We start from the raw sequence: 18601 nt of genomic DNA, 5'->3' as shown, positions 1-18601 counted from the left end.
GGCGGTCCTCCGGGCTCCGGGTGCAGTCACGGGTGGAGCTCACAGCCGGAGCTCACGGACAAACCGGAGCTCACGGACAAAAAGGTGGCGGTCACCGGGCTCCGGTGACCGCCACCTCCTCGCGCCGGGGTCAGCGATCGGCGTCCAGGGGCTCCAGGTCTCCGTCCTCGTCCAGCTCGGCGTCCGTGTCGAGGTCGTCGTCCAGTTCCTCGTCGTCCGACTCGTCGTCGAAGACCGCGCTGACGTCGAAACGGCAGACGACGCGCTGGGGATCGATCGCCTCGAAGGGGGTCTCCAGCCACTCGCCGGGGTCGGCCGGGTCGTCCGCGGCCGTGACCCAGAGCGTGGAGTCGCCCTCCTCCAGACCGAACTCCTTGTGCCGGGAGGCGATCTCGTCCGGTTCGAACTCGCCGAACAGGACACCGAGCGCTCCGTGGACCGTGCCGGACGCCGCGTCGAAGCCCGCTGCCGCGGTGGCGCCGTCCTCCTCCACCGCCTCCACCCGCTGGGCCTGCGCCAGAAGTCGCTGGGGCTCCACCACCGCGTAGTCCCGGCGGATCAGGACGCTCAGGGCGTTCGGCTCCTCGGGGCCCGTGTACGGCGGCAGGGTGTCGTCGCCGGCGGGGATCTCGAAGGGGGTGACCTCGTCGTAGCGGTCGTAGAGCAGCTCGTCGTACTCCTCGGCCGCGGCGGCCAGCTCGTTGAACGCCTCGTAGACGGCCGGGTCGTCATCGCCCGACCTGCGCTCGACCGCGGCCAGGTGGCGGTCGAGTGCGGTCTTGACAGCCTCGGCGGCGGCGCGTACCTCGGCAGCGGTGGGCTGCACAGCATCAGACATAGTGCAGACGCTATCCGTACACGGCCTCTGCCCGCACAATAGATGCGATGCCGGAATACGAATTTGTCGACGTGTACGTTCCGCGCGGGGTTTCCCGCAAGGAAGCCACACGCCTGCTGACGGACCATGCGGAGTACGGACACTGGGAGTTGGACCGCCTCACGCTGCATCGCGACGGCAGCCGCAGGGTGCGGTTGCGCCGGCGGATCATCCGCCAGGTGCGTGCCACGTGGTGAGCGGAAGCGACTGAGACGGAGGGGCCCCGCCCGTGCGGGCCCCCTCCGGTCGCGGCGCCACCGGGGGACGCGGGTGGTGTCGCGATGACGCCTGTGCCGGTGTCGCCGCGCGCGTCCCTGTCCCCCGGCCTGTCCTTCGTGCCCGGTTACGCGCTCGCGCGCGCCCGGCGGTAGAGCACGGCGCCCGCCAGGAGCGCGCCCGCGCCCGCCGGGATCACCGCGCCGAGCGGCAGCTCACTGCCGGTGTGGGCGAGCTGTGCGGCGCTGTGCGGCTGGGAGACGGACTGCGTCCCGGGGTGGGCGGGGTACGAGGTGGACGGCGTCCCGGGCTGACCCGGGGTACCAGGAGTTCCGGGCTGGCCCGGGGTTCCGGGGGTTCCCGGAGTCCCCGGAGTCCCCGGAGTGCCGGGCTGGCCCGGAGTACCCGACTGACCGGGGTGGCCAGGGTGACCCGGATGTCCGGGGTGACCGGGGTGGCCCGGGTGGCCGGGGTGACCCGGATGTCCAGGCTCGCCCGGGTACCCAGGGTGATCGGGAGGACAAGGCTCACCGGGGTGACCGGGGTGTCCCGGGTGACCGGGCTGTCCCGGGTGACCGGGATGCCCAGGGTGACCGGGGTGACCCGGCTGACCGGGGTGTCCCGGGTGCCCAGGCTGACCCGGCGGAGGGGTCTGGTGGTCGCCGGCACCGTTCCCGCACCGGTTGCCCAGTGCCCCGTTGCCGATTCCGACCACGTTCACGCTGTTGCCGCAGACGTTGACCGGCACGTCGATCGGTACCTGGACGTGGTTGCCCGAGCCGACCCCCGGGGAGCCGACCGCGTGCCCGCCGGCGTGCGCGCCCCCACTGCGAGCGCCCCCATAACCCCCTCCGTGACCGCCGGAGGACGCGCTGCCGCCCTGGTTGACGCATGTGTTGCCGACCGCCGGGTTCAGCAACCCGACGACGTTGACGGTGTTTCCGCAGACATTGACCGGTACGTGCACCGGCGCCTGCACCGTGTTGCCCGACAGCACGCCGGGCGAGTTGGAACTGAAGCCGCTCGCACCCGAGTCGGCGTGCGCGTAGCCCCCGGTCGCGGCGATCACGCCGGTCGCGGCCGCCACGGTCATCAGGCCCTTGCGGGTGACCTGTCGCATAGCTGTTTTCCCTGCCTTAGCCCTCGGCTTGGACCATCCGGAAAGCGCGCGCACCCATACCGGCGCGTGCGCGGAAGCCGGTCGACCCCGGAGCGCATGGCGCGCGCTCCGGGGCCGGCCGCTCAGCCCCTCGTGAAGCCGGGCCCTCGCGGAGCCGGACCTCAGGGGGTGGGGCACAACGTCAGCTGTTGATGCAGGTGTTGCCGAAGGCGGGGTTCAGCAGCCCGATCACGGAGACCGTGTTGCCGCAAACGTTCACCGGGATGTGAACGGGCACCTGAATGACGTTGCCGGAAACGACGCCCGGGGAGTGCACAGCGGCACCCTGAGCGCCCGAGTCGGCGACGGCCAGGCCCGCACCCGCGAGAACCAGACCACCAGTGGCAGCCGCAGCAGCGACGACCTTCTTGATCATTATTCCTCCTTGTTGGCAATGCGATCCCAGCTTCGGATCGCATCACCTGTAACGAGGAAGGAGTAATGGAGCTACGAGCTTATCGTCGCATTCACTCGTCCCGGGCGACCTCCGTACACACGGTCGATTGCGGGCGTCAACACGTCAGGACGCCTCGATGAACCGGTCGAGCACCCGCACGCCGAACCGCAGCGCGTCCACCGGCACCCGCTCGTCGACCCCGTGGAACATGCCCGCGAAGTCCAGCTCCGGCGGCAGCTTCAGCGGGGCGAAGCCGAAGCAGCGGATGCCGAGGTCGGCGAAGGACTTGGCGTCGGTGCCGGCCGAGAGCATGTACGGGACGGCGCGGGCGATCGGGTCCTCGGCGGACAGCGCGGTCTGCATGGCGTCGACCAGCGCGCCGTCGAAGGTGGTCTCCAGGGCCTTGTCCGCGTGCACGTCCTCGCGCCTGACCCGCGGGCCGAGGATCCGGTCCAGATCGGCCAGGAACTCCTCCTCGTACCCCGGCAGATAGCGCCCGTCGACGTGGGCGGTCGCCTGCCCGGGAATCACGTTGACCTTGTAACCGGCACCCAGCTGGGTCGGATTGGCGGTGTTCTGCAGCGAGGCGCCGATGAGCTTGGCGATGCCGCCGAGCTTGGCCAGCGTCTCGTCCATGTTCTCCGGGTCGAGCTCGGTGCCGAGCGCGTCGCCGAGCTCGTCGAGGAAGTGCCGCAGGGTCTTGGTCACCCGCACCGGGAACCGGTGCCGGCCCAGTCGGCCGACGGCCTCGGACAGCTCGGTGATGGCGTTGTCCCGGTGGATCATCGAACCGTGCCCGGCGGTGCCGTCCACGGTCAGCTTCATCCAGTGCATGCCCTTCTGCGCGGTCTCGACGAGATACAGCCGCAGCTTCTCGTTGACCGTGAAGGAGAACCCGCCGACCTCGCCGATCGCCTCCGTGACGCCCTCGAAGAGGTCCGGGTGCTTGTCGACCAGGTGCCGGGCGCCCCAGGTGCCGCCGGCCTCCTCGTCCGCCAGGAAGGCGAGGACGATGTCACGGGGCGGCTTGCGGCCGGTGCGCAGCCGGTCCCGTACGACCGCCAGTGTCATGGCGTCCATGTCCTTCATGTCGACCGCGCCGCGGCCCCAGACCATCCCGTCCGCGATCTCGCCGGAGAACGGGTGGTGGGTCCAGTCCGCCGCGTTGGCCGGTACGACGTCCGTGTGCCCATGGATGAGCAGCGCGGGGCGCGAGGGGTCCTCGCCCTCGATACGGGCCACCGTGGAGGCGCGGCCCTGGTGCGACTCGAAGATCTGCGGTTCGAGCCCGACCTCGGCGAGCTTCTCGGCCACGTACTCCGCCGCCTTGCGCTCACCCGGCCCGGAATGGTCGCCGTAGTTGCTGGTGTCGATCCGGATCAGCTCGCGACAGAGGTCCACGACCTCGTCCTCGCCGGAGACGCTCCTGGTCGTGTTCGACTCGCTCACGCTGCTTCCTCCCACTGTCACTGCTGGTGGTCCCCCTCATCCTCTCCCCCACCCCCTGCCCGGCCCAAGGCCGGACCCGGCCCGTCACGCGCCGTTCACGCGGCGACGGGGTGTGATCGGGAGGCCCTCGAAAGCCTGGTAATGTTTCCTCTGTCGCCGCGAGGGAAACCCTGCGCGACAGACACCTTGTCCGGGTGGCGGAATGGCAGACGCGCTAGCTTGAGGTGCTAGTGCCCTTTATCGGGCGTGGGGGTTCAAGTCCCCCCTCGGACACACAGTGACGAGCGAGGGCCGCGACCATCAGGTCGCGGCCCTCGCTCGTTGTGTCCGCCGTGTCACGGACGGATGTGGGGCAGATCTCGTCAGGCTGACATACCCCCACGTCAGAGCATCGCCCTCACGCCGGAATGATCGGTTCCGATGCCTCGGGCGGCCTCCTCGCATGGCTGATGACCAGGCACGGGGCTAGCGTCGTACTAAAATTCCACGCTTGTTTGGAGCTGGACCGGAATATCCCCAGGCATACCTGCGGGCCCACCAGCGCCCCGGACGCTCCGGGAACAACTCGTGAGGACCTGATGGCAGCCCTCGAGCAAGGCCCCGCTTTCGCACTGTTCGACGAGGAGGTGCGCGCGGAGTTCGGCGACCCGGCGCGCTTCTCCGCCTCCGGCGCCGCCTCTCCCCGCACCCTGGTCGACATCCTCGACGCCTCCGTCCGGGCGTACCCCGACGAGCCCGCCCTCGACGACGGCCACCGCAGCCTCACCTACCGCGCCCTGTCCGTCGAGGTCGAGACCCTGCGCACGCGGCTGAGCGACGCCGGGGTGGGCCTCGGCGACCGCGTCGGCGTCCGCGTCCCGTCGGGCACCAACGATCTGTACGTCGCCGTCCTCGCCGTACTGGCGGCCGGCGCGGCCTATGTGCCGGTGGACGCCGAGGACCCCGACGAGCGGGCCGAGCTGGTCTTCGGCGAAGCCGGGGTGCGCGCGGTCGTGGGGGCCGGGCACCGGCTGACCGTCAACGGCGTCTCGGAGGTTCCCGCCGCGCGGCCCGGAGTCGATCACGACGCGTGGATCATCTTCACCTCCGGCTCCACCGGCCGGCCCAAGGGCGTGGCCGTCAGCCACCGCAGCGCCGCCGCCTTCGTCGACGCCGAGGCGGACCTCTTCCTCACCGAGGACCCGATCGGTCCCGGCGACCGGGTCATGGCGGGCCTCTCCGTCGCGTTCGACGCCTCCTGCGAGGAGATGTGGCTGGCCTGGCGGTACGGCGCCTGCCTGGTGCCGGTGCCGCGCTCCCAGGTCCGCAGCGGCGCCGACCTGGGGCCCTGGCTGGTCGAGCAGGAGATCACCGTCGTCTCCACCGTGCCCACCCTGGCCGCCCTCTGGGAGCCGGAGGCCCTCAACGAGGTCCGGCTGCTGATCTTCGGCGGGGAGGCCTGCCCGCCCGAGCTGGTGCAGCGTCTGGTGACCGAGGGCCGCGAGGTGTGGAACACCTACGGACCCACCGAGGCCACCGTCGTCGCCTGCGCCTCCCTCATGACCGGCGAGGAGCCCATCCGTATCGGTCTGCCCCTCAACGGCTGGGAGCTCGCCGTCGTCGACGAGGCCGGCGAACCGGTCGCCATGGGCGACAGCGGCCAGCTGGTGATCGGCGGGGTCGGGCTCGCCCGGTACCTCGACGCCGAGAAGGACGCGGAGAAGTACGCGCCGCTGGAGTCCCTCGGCTGGCAGCGGGCCTACCGGAGCGGTGACCTGGTCAAGGCCGAACCCGAGGGGCTGGTCTTCCTCGGGCGGGCCGACGAGCAGATCAAGCTGGGCGGCCGCCGGATCGAGCTGGGCGAGGTGGACGCGGCCCTGCAGGCCCTGCCGGGCGTAGCGGGCGCCGCGGCCGCCGTCCGCACCGCCCGCGGCGGCAACCAGCTCCTCGTCGGCTACGTCGTCATCCAGGACGACTGGGACCACGCGAGCGCCGTCGAGAAGCTGCGCGCCGCGCTGCCCGCCGCCCTCGTCCCGCTGCTCGCCCCCGTCGAGGACCTGCCGACCCGGACGTCCGGCAAGGTCGACCGCGCCGCGCTGCCCTGGCCGCTGGAGGGCCTGGAGACCGGCGGGGCGAAGGAACAGCTCTACGGCACCGAGGCCTGGCTCGCCGAACAGTGGAGCGAGGTCCTCGGCATACCCGTGGGCAGCGCCTCCGACGACTTCTTCTCGATCGGCGGCAGCAGTCTCGCCGCCGCCCAGCTCACCACCCGGCTGCGCGCCCGCTACCCGAGCGCCGCCGTGCTCGACATCTACCAGCAGCCCGTGCTGCGCAAGCTGGCCCGGCACCTGGAGAAGTCCGCGCAGGACGACGGTGCCGAGCGCGTCATCGCGCCCGTACCGCTGCGCGCCAAGATCGTCCAGCTGCTCGTGCTCGTCCCGCTCTTCACCCTGCTCGGGCTGCGCTGGACCGTGGCGCTGGCCGCGCTCGGGAACGTGCTGCACTGGTTCGGGCCCTACCCCTGGGCGCCGGGCACCTCGTGGTGGCTCGTCGGCGCCGGGGCCCTCGTCCTGTTCAGCCCGCCGGGGCGGCTCGCGATCGCGGCGGGCGGGGCCCGGCTGCTGATGCGCGGCGTCACGCCCGGCCGGCATCCGCGCGGCGGCAGCGTGCACCTGCGGCTGTGGACCGCCGAGCGGCTGGCCGAGTTCAGCGGCGCGACCTCGCTGACCGGCTCCTGGCTGGAGCGGTACGCACGCGCCCTGGGCGCCAAGGTCGGCAGGGACGTGGATCTCCACTCGCTGCCGCCGGTGACCGGCCTGCTCAAGCTGGGCCGGGGTGCCGCCGTCGAGTCCGAGGTGGACCTGTCGGGGCACTGGCTGGACGGTGACCGCCTGGAGGTCGGCGCGGTGAAGGTGGGCGCGCACGCCGTCGTCGGCACCCGCAGCATCCTCTTCCCGGGGGCGCGGGTCGGCAAGCGGGCCGAGGTGGCGCCCGGCTCGGCCGTCGCCGGACAGGTCCCCACCGGGCAGCGCTGGGCCGGAGCGCCCGCCGTGAAGCTCGGGAAGGCGAAGCGCGCGTGGCCCAAGGAGCGCCCGCGCCGGGGCACGTACTGGCGCGCGATGTACGGCGCGACGGGTGTCGCGCTCACCGCGCTGCCGCTGCTCGGCGGCCTGGCCGCGCTTCTCGTGGCGAGCCGGTTCGTCACCCCGGACGCCGGTCTCGGCGAGGCCCTGCGGGGCGCCGCGGTCGCGCTGGTGCCGGCCACACTCGCCTTCGGGCTCACCTACGCGCTGCTGATCCTGGTCGGCGTACGGCTGCTCAGCCTCGGGCTGCGTGCGGGCACGTACCCGACGCACAGCCGGGTCGGCTGGCAGACCTGGACGGTCACCCAGTTGATGGACCGGTCCCGGGACACGCTGTTCCCGCTGTACGCCGGGCTGATCACACCGGTGTGGCTGCGGCTGCTCGGGATGAAGATCGGCCGGGGCGCCGAGGTCTCCACCGTGCTGGCGCTGCCGAGCCTGACCACCGTCGGTGAGGGCGCCTTCCTCGCGGACGACACCCTGACCGCGCCGTACGAGCTCGGCGGCGGCTGGATGCGCATCGGGCGGGCCGAGATCGGGCGCCGCGCGTTCCTCGGCAACTCCGGGATGACCGCGCCGGGCCGCAGCGTGCCGGACGGCGGTCTGGTCGGCGTGCTCTCCGCGACCCCGAAGAAGGCCAAGAAGGGCAGCTCCTACCTCGGACTGCCGCCGGTGAAGCTGCCGCGCGCGACGCAGGACGGCGACCAGAGCCGTACCTACGAGCCGCCCGCGCGGCTGCTGTGGGCCCGCGGTCTGGTGGAGCTGTGCAGGATCGTGCCGGTGTTCTGCTCGGCCGCGCTGGTCGTGCTCACCGTCGCCGCGCTCAGCGCGCTCGGGGCGTGGGCCTGGGCGCTGAGCGGAGTGGTGCTGCTCGTCGCGGGCGCCGCCGCCGCGGTGCTCTCGATCGTCGCGAAGTGGCTGCTGGTGGGCCGGCACCGGGCCGGCGAGCACCCGCTGTGGAGCGGTTTCGTGTGGCGCAACGAGCTGGCGGACACGTTCGTCGAGGTGGTGGCCGTGCCGTGGCTGGCCGGATCCGTGCCCGGTACGCCGTTGATGACGGCGTGGCTGCGCGGTCTGGGCGCCCGGATCGGCAAGGGCACCTGGATCGAGAGTTACTGGCTGCCCGAGACGGATCTCGTCACCCTGGAGGACGCCTCCACCGTCAATCGTGGCTGTGTGCTGCAGACCCACCTCTTCCACGACCGGATCTTGCGGACGGATAATGTGGTCCTCCGTGAGGGCGCCACCCTGGGCCCGGGCGGAATCGTCCTTCCCGGCAGCACAGTCGGGGCGCGCAGCACACTGGGACCCGCGTCGCTCGTCATGGCGGCGGAATCCGTTCCCGACGACACCCGCTGGCTGGGCAACCCGATCGAGGCATGGCGTTCCTAGGCGCGGCCCGTACGGCGTCCGGGGACGGTGCACCGGCACGTCGTACGAGCACAGCGCAGGGAGCAGACGCAGCAGTGACCGTTCAGCAGACAGTGGGATCGGACCCGTACTTCCCGGCCAATGGTGATCCCCGCTACCGGGTGCATCGGTACGAGCTCGCGCTGGACTACCGCCCCGGCCCGAACCGGCTCTCCGGCACCGCGCGGATCAACGCGATAGCCGGCCGGGGCGCGCTCGCGGAGTTCCAGCTCAACCTGGCCGACTTCCGGATCGGCCGGATCCGGGTCGACGGCAAGGCGCCGCACTACACGCACCGGGGCGGCAAGCTGCGGATCCGCCCGGCGAAGCCGATCCGGGCCGGGGCCGCCTTCACCGTGGAGGTGCACTGGGCGGGCAACCCCAAGCCGGTGAACAGCCCCTGGGGCGGGCTCGGCTGGGAGGAGCTGGAGGACGGGGCGCTGGTGGCGAGCCAGCCCGTGGGGGCGCCGTCCTGGTACCCGTGCAACGACCGGCCGGCCGACAAGGCCTCGTACCAGATCTCCGTCACGACGCCGTCGGCGTACACGGTGGTGGCGGGCGGCAGGCTGCTGACCCGTACGACGAAGGCGTCGACCACCACCTGGGTGTACGAGCAGGCGGCGCCGACGTCCAGCTATCTGGTCGGGCTGTCGATCGGGAAGTACCAGACGGTGCTGCTGGGCGACCCGGGGCTCGGTGGTGTGCCGCAGTCCGGACATCTGCCCGCGGATCTGCTCGCCGAGTTCTCCCGCGACTTCGCGCGGCAGCCCGCGATGATGGAGCTGTTCGAGGAGCTCTTCGGGCCGTATCCGTTCGGCGAGTACGCCGTGGTGGTGACCGAGGAGGAGCTCGACGTCCCGGTGGAGGCGCAGGGACTGTCGCTGTTCGGCGCGAACCACGTGGACGGGGCGCGCGGTTCGGAGCGGCTGGTCGCGCACGAGCTGGCGCACCAGTGGTTCGGCAACAGTGTCTCCATCACGGACTGGCGGCACATCTGGCTGAACGAGGGGTTCGCGAAGTACGCGGAGTGGCTGTGGTCGGAGCGGTCGGGCGGCCGTACGGCACAGCAACTGGCCGCGGTGGCGCACCGGAAGCTCGCCGTGCGGCCGCAGGACCTGGTGCTGTCCGACCCGGGCCGCAAGCTGATGTTCGACGACCGGCTGTACGAGCGCGGCGGGCTCACCCTGCACGCCCTGCGCTGTGCGATGGGCGACACGGCCTTCTTCCGCATGCTGCGCGGGTGGGCCGCCCTGCACCGGGGTGGCGCCGTCAGCACGGCGGCGTTCCTCGCGCATGCCGCCCGGTACGCGGCGGAGCCGCTGGACGACCTCTTCGGTGCGTGGCTGCACACGCCCAAGCTGCCGCCCCTGCCCGTCCTGACGGCACCGCTCCCGGCGCGGCCCACGTACCCGCCGACGAACGCCGACTCGGCCTAGGCGGGTGCGGGCCGGCCCCACCGGCCCCACCGGACGCCGTAGCGCGCCGCACGCCTCCGCCCCCGCCCGCCGGTCCGACGCGCGGGCGGGCGCGGACGCGGTCTGGGGGACAATGGCGGCCATGACCAGTCGTACCTGTCCGTGCGGGCTGCCCGAGCCGTACGCGAAGTGCTGTGGGCGCTTCCACCGTGGTGAGGCCGCCGCGCCGACCGCCGAGGCGCTGATGCGGTCGCGGTACAGCGCGTTCGTCCAGCGGGACGAGGGGTATCTGCTGAGGACCTGGCATCCGCGGACGCGGCCGCCCCGGGTGGAGTTCGACCCCGGGACCCGGTGGACGGGTCTGGAGATCCTCGGGACGGGTCAGGGGTCGGCCTTCCACACCACGGGGACCGTGACGTTCCGGGCGTCCTACCGGGGCGGTTCGCTGCACGAGCGGAGCCGTTTCGAGCGGGTCGAGGGTGCCTGGGTGTACGTGGACGGCGACTTCGCCGAGTAGTCCCGGCAGGTCAGGGCAGTAGGACGGTCACGGCGCCAGGATGTCGAGCTCCTGGAGGGCGCCGACCGTGATCTCGCGGGTGAGCTCCTCGGCGCGGACGGCGTCTCCCCCGCGGACCGCCTCCGCGACCTGGACGTGCAGGGTGACGGCGGCGGGGTCGGGGTCCTCGAACATGATCTCGTGGTGGGTACGGCCCGCCAGCACCTCGGCCACGACGTCGCCGAGGCGCGCGAACATCTCGTTGCCCGACGCGTTGAGGATCACCCGGTGGAAGGCGACGTCGTGGACGAGATACGCCTCCAGCTGGTGACCGCGTGAGGTGGCGACCATGCCGAGGGCGCACTCGGTGAGTTCGGCGCACTGCGCGGCGGTGGCGTGCCGGGCGGCCAGTCCCGCCGCGACGGGTTCGAGGGCGGAGCGCAGCACGGTGAGCGAGCGCAGCTGGTGGGGGCGGTCGGCGCCGGCCAGCCGCCACCGGATGACCTGCGGATCGTAGACGTTCCACTCGACCTTGGGGCGGACGGTCACACCGACCCGGCGGCGGGACTCCACCAGGTGCATGGACTCCAGCACCCTGACCGCCTCGCGCATCACCGACCGTGACACCTCGAAACGCTGGGCCAGCTCGTCCGTGCGCAGCACACTCCCCGGGGGGTACTCGCCCGCCGTGATGGCCGGTCCGAGGGAGTCCAGTACCTGTCCGTGCAGCCCCCGGCCCCGTGTGCTCATGGGGTCAGGGTACGAGGCCGAGGTCACGAACAAAAAGTCAGACTTATATGTCACACGTACTTGAATTAGTCGTACCTAATGGGTTTCAGTGTCGTCGACATCAGATGTCGACGAAGACGGTGAGGCAGCGATGAGCACCCCCCATGTCGTCGTGGTCATGGGCGTCGCGGGTACCGGAAAGACCACCATCGGTCCCCTGCTCGCGGCCCGGCTCGGCGTTCCGTACGCCGAGGGCGACGACTTCCACCCCCAGGCCAACATCGCCAAGATGACGGCCGGGACCCCCCTGAGCGACGAGGACCGGTGGCCGTGGCTGGACGCCATCGGCCGCTGGGCGCACGAGCGCGAGGGACTCGGCGGGGTCGTCAGTAGTTCGGCGCTCAAGCGGGCGTACCGCGACCGGCTGCGGGCCGCGGCACCCGGGATCGTCTTCGTGCATCTGACCGGTGACCGTGCGCTCATCGAGGACCGGATGTCGCACCGCCAGGGGCACTTCATGCCGACGGCGCTGCTGGACTCGCAGTTCGCCACCCTCCAGCCGCTGGAAGCCGACGAGGCGGGCGTGCGCGTGGACGTCGCCGGCGGCCCCGACGAGATCACCGAACGGGCCGTGACCGCGCTCCGGTCCCTCGACCAGCCCTCGCAGTAACCCCACCCACCCGTCCGAAGACCTTTCTCAGAGCAAGGGAAAACCGTGACCAGACTCAGCGTCGAGATGCTGGCAGCGGACGCCGTCGAGCCGATCACCTCCGCGGGCCATGCCCAGCTGGGTGTCGCCGTGCTGGCGGGCATCGCCGTCATCGTCCTGCTGATCACCCAGTTCAAGCTGCACGCCTTTCTGGCCCTGACCATCGGCTCGCTCGCGCTCGGCGCGGTCGCCGGGGCGCCGCTCGACAAGGTGATCGTCAGCTTCACCACCGGCCTCGGCTCCACCGTCGCCGGTGTGGGCGTCCTGATCGCCCTGGGCGCGATACTCGGAAAGCTGCTCGCCGACTCCGGCGGCGCCGACCAGATCGTCGACACGATCCTCGCCAAGGCGGGCGGCCGCGCCATGCCGTGGGCGATGGTGCTGATCGCCTCCGTGATCGGACTGCCGCTGTTCTTCGAGGTCGGCATCGTGCTGCTGATCCCGGTCGTCCTGATGGTGGCCAAGCGCGGCAACTACTCCCTGATGCGCATCGGCATCCCGGCGCTGGCCGGCCTGTCCGTGATGCACGGCCTGATCCCGCCGCACCCCGGCCCGCTGGTCGCGATCGACGCCGTCAAGGCCAACCTCGGCGTCACGCTCGCGCTCGGGGTCCTGGTCGCCATCCCGACGGTGATCATCGCGGGCCCGGTCTTCTCCCGGTACGCGGCCCGCTGGGTGGACGTACCGGCCCCCGACCGCATGATCCCCGCCCGCGCCTCCGAGGAGCTGGAGAAGCGTCCGGGCTTCGGCGCCACCCTCGCCACCATGCTGCTGCCGGTCGTGCTGATGCTGTCCAAGGCGCTGGTCGACATCGTCGTGGACGACCCGGCGCACAAGGTGCAGCGCGTCTTCGACGTCATCGGCTCGCCGCTGGTGGCGTTGCTGGCGGCCGTGCTCGTGGGCATGTTCACGCTGGGCCGCGCGGCCGGTTTCACCAAGGACCGCCTTTCCACCACGGTGGAGAAGTCCCTCGCGCCGATCGCGGGCATCCTGCTGATCGTGGGCGCGGGCGGCGGCTTCAAGCAGACGCTGATCGACTGCGGTGTGGGCCAGATGATCCTGGACATCTCCAAGGACTGGTCGATCCCCGCGCTGCTGCTCGCCTGGCTGATCGCGGTGGCCATCCGGCTCGCGACCGGTTCGGCGACCGTCGCCACCATCTCGGCGGCCGGCCTGGTCGCCCCCCTCGCCGCCGACATGTCGACCGCGCACACCTCGCTCCTGGTCCTTGCGATCGGCGCGGGCTCGCTCTTCTTCAGCCATGTCAACGACGCAGGTTTCTGGCTGGTCAAGGAGTACTTCGGCCTGAGCGTCGGCCAGACCGTCAAGACCTGGTCGGTGATGGAGACGATCATCTCCGTGGTGGCCGGCGGACTGGTCCTGCTGCTGTCACTCGTGATCTAGGGGTACGGGGATGGGTCACCCTCTGTTCGACATCAGCGGCCGTACGGCCCTGGTCACCGGCTCCAGCCGGGGCATCGGGCTCGCGCTCGCCCGCGGGCTCCTGGAAGCGGGCTGCACGGTCGTCCTCAACGGACGCGACGCCGACCGCCTCGCCCGAGCCGCCGCCGGACTGCCCGGCGACGTCCGCACGGCGGTGTTCGACGTCACGGACGGCCCCTCGGTGGCCGCCGGCATCGCGGACGTCGAACAGGGGGTGGGTCCCCTCGACATCCTGGTCAACAACGCGGGCATGCAGGTGCGGGCCCCGCTGCTGGAGTTCACGGACGCGGACTGGCACCGGATCCTGGACACCAACCTCACGAGCGCGTTCCTGGTCGGCCGGGAGGCCGCGCGCCGGATGACCGGACGCGGCCACGGCAAGATCATCAACATCTGTTCGCTGCAGAGCGAGGTCGCGCGTCCGGGCATCGCCCCGTACGCGGCCACCAAGGGCGCGCTGAAGATGCTCACCAAGGGCATGTGCGCGGACTGGGGGCCGCACGGGGTACAGGTGAACGGACTGGGTCCCGGATACATCGAGACCGAACTGACCCGGCCCCTCGTCGAGGACGAGGAGTTCAGCGCCTGGGTGCGGCGGCGCACTCCGGCCGGGCGGTGGGGCCGTACCGAGGACCTGGTCGGCGGGCTGCTCTTCCTCGCCTCGCCGGCGGCGGACTTCGTCGGCGGGCAGGTGCTGTACGTCGACGGCGGCATGACGAGTGTGCTCTGAGACATCCGAGAGGGATTCCGGAAGGGATACGGCGATGCTCGGTTGTGTGATCCACGGGCAGGGCGGTCTGCGGGTCGAGGAGCTGCCCGTGCCGTCCGCCGGGCCCGGGCAGGCGCTGGTGGCCGTCCGGTACGGCGGGATCTGCGGGTCCGATCTGCACTACTGGCGGCACGGCGGCGTCGGGGACTTCCGCCTGCGGGAGCCGATGGTGCTGGGCCACGAGGTCGTCGCGGCGGTGGTGTCGTACGGCGCCGGGGCCTCGGGCCCGGTACCCGGTACGGCCGTCGCCGTGCACCCGGCGACGGCGTGCGGAACGTGCCCCGAGTGCGCCGACGGGCGGGAGAACGTGTGCCGGGACACCCGCTACCTGGGCAGCGCGGCGCGTACGCCGCACGTCCAGGGCGGGTTCTCGGCCTTGCTGGCGGTACCCGCCGGGCAGCTGCGGGCGCTGCCCGCGGGGCTCGCCCCGCGGCGGGCCGCGCTCGCCGAACCGCTCTCCGTCGCGCTGCACGCCGTGCGCCGGGCCGGGGAGGTGCGGGGCCGACATGTGCTGGTCACCGGGGCCGGGCCGATCGGCTGCCTCGTGGTGGCGGCCGCGAGGGCCGCGGGCGCGGCACGGGTGACCGTCACCGATCCGCTGGCGCGGGCTCTGGAGTACGCGTCCCTGGCCGGGGCCGACACCCTCGTACGGGCCGACGACCCGGCCGATCCCGGGTGGCCCCCGGAGACCGACGTGGCCGTCGAGGCGTCCGGGGTGGCCGCGGGGCTGGACACGTGTCTGCGCCTCGTGCGGCGCGGCGGGGTCGTGGTCCAGCTCGGCATGCTGCCGCCCGGGAACAGCCCGTTCGCGGGGAACCTGCTGGTGAGTCGCGAGATCGAGCTGCGAGGCGCGTTCCGTTTCGACGCGGAGTTCGACGAGGCGCTGGCACTGCTCGCCGCCGAGCCCCGCTTCGACGCGCTGATCAGCGCGGTCGTGCCGTTGGCGGACGCCGAGTCGGCGTTCGCCCTGGCGGCGGACCGCAGCCGCTCGTGCAAGGTGCTGCTCGACTTCGGGGAGCAGACCCTGCGGGGCCTGTAGGCGCCGATGCCGGTCGGAGTCGAGAACCTGTGGAACCCGTGCCGACCGGGGCCGGAGTGACGGGGCCAGCGCCCGACGGGACTGACGCCCACAGGGGGCTGACGCCTGTCGGGGCCAGCGCCCGACGGGACTGACGCCTGTCGGGGCTGACGCCTGTCGGGGCCAGGGCCCGTCGGGGCTAACGCCTGTCGTCGGGCCGCCACAGCGGGTGTTCCCGCTCCGCCCAGTCCCGGCTCACCGTGCCGGTGCGCATCCCGCGCCGGGCCTCCGGGTCCCCGAGGGCCATCCCGATGTGGCCGCCGAGGACGATGCCGATCGTCAGGGCCAGCCAGTCGTGGACGAAGGTCGCCGAGGTCCGCCACATCAGCGGGGTGAGGTGCGTGAACCACATGAGCAGCCCGGTGGCGAGCATGACCAGACTCGCACCCGCGATCCAGGCCGCGTAGGTCTTCTGGCCCGCGTTGAACTTGGCCGCGGGCCGGGAGGAGCGGAGCGGGTCCCGCCGCAGGGCCGCGCGCATCCACCGGCGGTCGTGCGGGCCCCAGCGGTTCAGCCGGCCCAGGTCCGCGCGGAAGGCACGGGAGACCAGGCCCACCAGGACCGGCAACGGAAGCAGCAGGCCCGCGAACTCGTGGACCCTGACGACGAGTTCACGGCGGCCCACCAACTCGGCGAAGAACGGGAGGTAGAGGCACGCCGCCGTCGCCACGCACACGCCCATCAGCAGGGCCGTGAGGCGGTGCACCCAGCGTTCCGCCCGGCTGAAGCGGTGTACGCGCGCGGTGGGCACCGAGACGGCCGGGGTGTCGTCAACTCGTGGGTGCATCGTCGCGTCCGTTCGAACGGCCGACCCACGCGTCCACGTCGTAGCCCCGGTCCTCCCAGTACCCGGGACGCACGTCCTCGGTGACGGTGATGCCGGAGAGCCACTTGGCGGACTTGTAGAAGTACATGGGGGCGACGTAGAGGCGGACCGGGCCGCCGTGGTCGTGGCCGAGGGGCTTGTCCTGCATCCGGTGGGCCACCAGGACGTCGGGGCGCCGGGCCTGCCGCAGCGTGAGGCTCTCCGTGTACGCCCCGTCGAAGCAGGTGAACCGGATCGCGCGGGCGGTGGGGTGTACGCCCGCCGCGTCGAGGATCTGCGAGAGGCGCACCCCTTCGAAGGGCGTGCCGGGCACCCGCCAGCCCGTGACGCACTGCACGTCGTGCACGAGCCGGGTCTGGGGCAGTGCGTGGAGGTCGGCGAGGGTGTAGCTGCGGGGGCGGTCGACCAGGCCGTCGATGGTGAGGCGGTAGTCCGCGGGGCCCTTGTGCGGGACGGAGGAGGTCACGGAGTAGTAGCGGAAGCCGCCGCCGTTGGGGAGCAGGCCGGTCAGACCCGTGGGGTCGCCGGCGAAGAGCGACTCGAGGCCGCGCTGGAGCGGGGGCGCGGTCAGCACGCCGAGCGCGCCGAGTCCGAGGGTACCGAGCAGGAGCCGGCGGCCGATGGGCGTGCCGGGCTCGTCCGGGCCCTCCGGTTCCCGTTCAGCGGGTCGCTCCGGCGAGCGCGCCGGTGGGGCCTGCGAGGTACGCGCCCGCGGCCGCTCCGGTCCCTGCTCCCGGGAATGTTCAGGGTTCACACACCCATACGAGCACCCGCGACCCCCATCAGGCCAGCGGCAGCGGGTGCCCGTCAGAATTCCGTCATCAATTTCTCAGCTTTCTCAGACAGCGCCGGCCGTCCGGGAGGCGACGAGGGCCATGCCCGGCCCACGGATGTCCCTCCGCCTCTCGCCGCCTCTCGGCACCTCCAGGACTCCTCAGGACCCTGACCCGGACCCGGGGTCGGAACCGGCCCCGGACCTGGAGTCCGCCGCCTTGTCCAGCTGGAAGGCCTCGTTGCCGAGACCGATCCGGGCGTGTGCCTCGGGGGCGCGGGAACGCAGCACCAGGCCCTGGACCAGGCCGACGACCAGGGCGACCGCGACGAGGGCGGGCAGCACCCGGCTCAGTACGGAGTCCGGGCCGGTGCCGACCAGGACGTCGAAGTCCTTCACGGTGTAGCCCGCGATCACGAGCAGGGCGAGACCCGAGACGGCCGCGGTGACCAGGCGCCAGGCCTGGGCCCGTGCGGCGCCTCGTCGGACGAAGAAGACGATGACGGAGAGCGAGGCCGCCGCCATCAGCAGGATGACGCCGAGCGCGCCGACATTGCCGCCCCAGGTGAACAGGTGCAGCACGGGCGCGGTCGGGTCGCCGGTCGGCTTGTCGTCGGTCACGGCGAAGGCGACCAGAACGATCACGGAGACGGCGGTCTGCAGGAGCGAGCCGGTGCCGGGGGCGCCGCTGGCTCCGGTGGTCCGGCCGAAGGCCTTGGGCAGCAGCCCCTCGCGGCCCATGGCGAAGGCGTACCGCGCGACGACGTTGTGGAAGCTGAGCAGCGCCGCGAACATACCGGTCACGAAGAGCACGTGCAGGACGTCCGTGAAGGTGCCTCCGAGGCGGGACTCGGTGAGGAAGAACAGCAGTCCCGCACTCTGCTCCCGGGAGGCGTCGACGATTCCGGAGGGTCCCGTGGCGACGGTCAGCGCCCAGGAGCTGATCGCGAAGAAGACGGCGACGAAGCCGATCGCCAGGAACATCACCCGGGGGACGAGGATGTGCGGGCGGCTCGTCTCCTCCGCGTACACCGGCGCCTGTTCGAAGCCGGTGAAGGCGGCGATGCAGAAGCACAGCGCGGTGCCGACCCCGGCCCCGGTGAGGGTGTCGGGGTTGAAGGCGTGCAGCGAGAGCCCCTGCTTCGCGGGGTCGGCGACGGCCGCGACGTCGAAGACGACGACGAGCGCCACCTCGACGACCAGCAGGACGCCGAGGACCCGCGCGTTGACGTCGACCTTCAGCCAGGCGAGCGCGCCGACGACCAGCACGGCCACCAGAGCCGGTATCCACCAGGCCAGGTCGACGTCGAGGTAGGTGGAGAACAGCCCGGACACCTCGAAGCCGAAGATGCCGTAGATGCCGACCTGGAGCGTGCTGTAGGCGAGCAGCGCGACCGCGGCGGCGCCCGCGCCCGCGGTGCCGCCGAGACCCCGGGCCACGTAGGCGTAGAAGGCGCCCGCGTTGTGGACGTGGCGGCTCATCTCGGCGTACCCGACGCTGAAGAGCACCAGCACCACGCCGAGGATGACGAAGAGCAGTGGCTGTCCGACGATGCCCATCACCGCGAATGTGGTGGGCATGACACCCGCGACCACCATGAGGGGGGCCGTCGCGGCGAGGACGGACAGGAGCAGCCCCCCGGTGCCCAGCCGGTTGGCCTTCAGGGCGCGGTCCTGGCCCTTGAAGGTGCTGATGCCGCCGTCGGCCGCGGCGGGTCTTCCCGTGTTCGCACTGCTCGATGTGCTCGAACTGCCCGTCGTCATCGCGGGGTCGTCCTTTCGGATGTCCGGTGG

The 18601-nt window shown here is 72.0% G+C and carries 16 protein-coding genes and 1 tRNA gene; 9 read left to right on the top strand and 8 right to left on the bottom strand.

Annotated features, from left to right (window positions below; all coding sequences use genetic code 11):
- Positions 1-130 precede the first annotated feature (130 nt).
- Entirely contained in the window at positions 131-838 is a 708-nt protein-coding gene (locus OG199_RS32660; protein WP_401802876.1) for a hypothetical protein, read from the bottom strand.
- Positions 839-885: 47 nt separating this feature from the next.
- On the opposite strand from OG199_RS32660, the gene OG199_RS32655 reads away from it, so the two are divergent.
- Complete coding sequence (locus tag OG199_RS32655; RefSeq protein WP_100106356.1) at positions 886-1074, top strand: DUF5703 family protein; 189 nt, start codon at positions 886-888, stop codon at positions 1072-1074.
- A gap of 146 nt (positions 1075-1220) precedes the next feature.
- Here the strand turns inward: OG199_RS32655 and OG199_RS32650 are convergent, their stop codons facing one another.
- From OG199_RS32650 to OG199_RS32640, 3 genes are all read right to left on the bottom strand, one after another.
- Positions 1221-2213 (bottom strand): chaplin, encoded by a 993-nt coding sequence (locus OG199_RS32650; RefSeq protein ID WP_405832493.1) that lies wholly within the window; start codon positions 2211-2213, stop codon positions 1221-1223.
- Between the two features lie 181 nt (positions 2214-2394).
- A complete protein-coding gene (gene chpH, locus OG199_RS32645; protein WP_356803810.1) occupies positions 2395-2628 on the bottom strand; it encodes a chaplin ChpH in 234 nt (77 codons plus the stop codon).
- A gap of 144 nt (positions 2629-2772) precedes the next feature.
- On the bottom strand, positions 2773-4098 hold the full coding sequence (locus OG199_RS32640) for a M20/M25/M40 family metallo-hydrolase (RefSeq protein ID WP_356803809.1): 1326 nt from the start codon (positions 4096-4098) through the stop codon (positions 2773-2775).
- Positions 4099-4286: 188 nt separating this feature from the next.
- On the opposite strand from OG199_RS32640, the gene OG199_RS32635 reads away from it, so the two are divergent.
- From OG199_RS32635 to OG199_RS32620, 4 genes are all read left to right on the top strand, one after another.
- Positions 4287-4371: transfer RNA gene (locus tag OG199_RS32635), tRNA-Leu, on the top strand.
- Positions 4372-4676: 305 nt separating this feature from the next.
- Entirely contained in the window at positions 4677-8552 is a 3876-nt protein-coding gene (locus tag OG199_RS32630) for a Pls/PosA family non-ribosomal peptide synthetase (RefSeq protein ID WP_405832491.1), read from the top strand.
- 74 nt (positions 8553-8626) lie between these two features.
- Positions 8627-10006, top strand: coding sequence for a M1 family metallopeptidase (locus tag OG199_RS32625; protein ID WP_405832490.1), 1380 nt, complete (start codon positions 8627-8629; stop codon positions 10004-10006).
- A gap of 121 nt (positions 10007-10127) precedes the next feature.
- Positions 10128-10502: a YchJ family metal-binding protein gene (locus OG199_RS32620; RefSeq protein WP_356804040.1), complete on the top strand. Its 375-nt coding sequence runs from the start codon at positions 10128-10130 to the stop codon at positions 10500-10502.
- Positions 10503-10529: 27 nt separating this feature from the next.
- On the opposite strand, the gene OG199_RS32615 is transcribed toward OG199_RS32620, so the two are convergent.
- On the bottom strand, positions 10530-11231 hold the full coding sequence (locus OG199_RS32615) for a FadR/GntR family transcriptional regulator (protein ID WP_356804038.1): 702 nt from the start codon (positions 11229-11231) through the stop codon (positions 10530-10532).
- Positions 11232-11361: 130 nt separating this feature from the next.
- Between OG199_RS32615 and OG199_RS32610 the strand changes: the two genes are divergently transcribed.
- The 4 genes from OG199_RS32610 to OG199_RS32595 are packed head-to-tail and all read left to right on the top strand — an operon-like array spanning position 11362 to position 15170.
- Entirely contained in the window at positions 11362-11880 is a 519-nt protein-coding gene (locus OG199_RS32610) for a gluconokinase (protein ID WP_356804037.1), read from the top strand.
- 45 nt (positions 11881-11925) lie between these two features.
- A complete protein-coding gene (locus OG199_RS32605; RefSeq protein ID WP_266697936.1) occupies positions 11926-13323 on the top strand; it encodes a gluconate:H+ symporter in 1398 nt (465 codons plus the stop codon).
- A 10-nt stretch (positions 13324-13333) separates the two neighbouring features.
- Positions 13334-14092: an SDR family oxidoreductase gene (locus OG199_RS32600; protein ID WP_405832487.1), complete on the top strand. Its 759-nt coding sequence runs from the start codon at positions 13334-13336 to the stop codon at positions 14090-14092.
- 34 nt (positions 14093-14126) lie between these two features.
- Positions 14127-15170 (top strand): L-idonate 5-dehydrogenase, encoded by a 1044-nt coding sequence (locus OG199_RS32595; protein ID WP_405832486.1) that lies wholly within the window; start codon positions 14127-14129, stop codon positions 15168-15170.
- A gap of 178 nt (positions 15171-15348) precedes the next feature.
- Here the strand turns inward: OG199_RS32595 and OG199_RS32590 are convergent, their stop codons facing one another.
- From OG199_RS32590 to OG199_RS32580, 3 genes are all read right to left on the bottom strand, one after another.
- Positions 15349-15996 carry a cytochrome b/b6 domain-containing protein gene (locus OG199_RS32590; protein WP_405832484.1) on the bottom strand — a complete coding sequence of 216 codons (648 nt, stop codon included), beginning with the start codon at positions 15994-15996 and terminating at the stop codon, positions 15349-15351.
- Positions 15980-16657 carry a molybdopterin-dependent oxidoreductase gene (locus tag OG199_RS32585; protein WP_356804047.1) on the bottom strand — a complete coding sequence of 226 codons (678 nt, stop codon included), beginning with the start codon at positions 16655-16657 and terminating at the stop codon, positions 15980-15982. Before OG199_RS32585 ends, OG199_RS32590 begins: the two co-directional genes overlap by 17 nt.
- 312 nt (positions 16658-16969) lie before the next feature.
- Positions 16970-18571, bottom strand: a complete 1602-nt coding sequence (locus OG199_RS32580) for an APC family permease (RefSeq protein ID WP_401802896.1) — start codon at positions 18569-18571, stop codon at positions 16970-16972.
- Between the last annotated feature and the right edge of the window lie 30 nt (positions 18572-18601).

This window comes from Streptomyces sp. NBC_01176 (assembly GCF_045039825.1).
Lineage (GTDB): Bacteria > Actinomycetota > Actinomycetes > Streptomycetales > Streptomycetaceae > Streptomyces.
The sequence above is the reverse complement of the archived record's forward strand: the minus strand, read 5'-3'. Positions and strand labels throughout refer to the sequence as shown.